Origin of the sequence: Vibrio sp. 1167, from assembly GCF_033340375.1 — a bacterium.
GTDB classification, from domain to species: Bacteria; Pseudomonadota; Gammaproteobacteria; order Enterobacterales; family Vibrionaceae; genus Vibrio; species Vibrio alginolyticus.
Genome location: NZ_JAWOWK010000141.1, coordinates 1 through 1,008, shown reverse-complemented (window position 1 = coordinate 1,008; position 1,008 = coordinate 1). Strand labels below are relative to the sequence as shown.

2 protein-coding genes are annotated in these 1,008 nt (G+C 40.8%); both read left to right on the top strand.

The window, feature by feature from the left end:
• Nucleotides 1–90 precede the first annotated feature (90 nt).
• Nucleotides 91–531: a protein-tyrosine-phosphatase gene (locus tag R7Z78_RS24940; RefSeq protein WP_023584497.1), complete on the top strand. Its 441-nt coding sequence runs from the start codon at nucleotides 91–93 to the stop codon at nucleotides 529–531.
• Nucleotides 532–584: 53 nt separating this feature from the next.
• Nucleotides 585–1,008, top strand: a 424-nt coding sequence (locus R7Z78_RS24935) for a Wzz/FepE/Etk N-terminal domain-containing protein (RefSeq protein WP_318117056.1), incomplete at its 3' end; no start/stop codon positions are given.

Genomic DNA, 1,008 nt, shown 5'->3' with positions numbered 1-1,008 from the left:
TCTAATACCAAAAGAACCGTTGTTGCTCTTCAGAACAAGATAGAGCATGTAGATTCGATTATTTAGCAATAGCTTAAATAGGGTGAGAACTTGTTTTCTAATATTCTCGTTGTCTGTGTAGGCAATATTTGCCGCTCCCCGACCGGGGAAAGACTTTTACAATCTTTGCTTCCTAATAAGCAAGTGGCTTCAGCAGGCTTAGCTGTCCACAAAAGTCATCTATCAGGAAAGCCCGCAGATCAAATGGCTGCAAACCTCGCCAGTGAACACGGTATTAGTTTAGACGGGCATGAAGCACAGCAATTAACACCAGAGCTCTGTGCTCAGTACGATCTTATACTGGTAATGGAAAAAGGCCATTTAGAAGCCTTAACAAAAATTGCTCCGGAGGCTCGTGGTAAAACCATGCTATTTGGACAATGGATCGAAGAAAAAAATATCCCTGACCCATACAGACAAAGCAGGGAAGCATTCGAGCATGCTTATGCGCTGATAGAAAAAGCTGCATTGGCATGGTCAAAAAAACTATAAGTCGAAAGACTATACATAAACGCTAATGGCAAGGTATTCAAGAAGTTAAAGTAATGACAACACAAACTATTAAACAATCACGTCAAGTCGACGATGAAATCGATTTGGGGAAGCTCTTTGGTATCATTCTTGATGCTAAGTGGCTCATTTTATGTACCGTCGTCCTATTTTCTATTGTAGGTGTCGGTGTTGCCATTCTATCTACACCTATCTACAAAGCTGATGCTCTGATTCAAATTGAAAGTAAGAGTTCAGGTGGTATTTCTGCAATGGTTGGTGATATGGGAGAATTGTTCTCCGCCGAATCATCTGCCACTACTGAAATTGAAATCATTAAATCTCGTATGATCTTGGGTGGCACTGTAGATAAGTTCAACTTAACAACCGTTGCATCTCCTAACTATATGCCAATCATTGGCAAAGGCTTAGCACGAATCCAAGGCGAGCAAATTAGCATTAACGTTACTCGTTTTAACG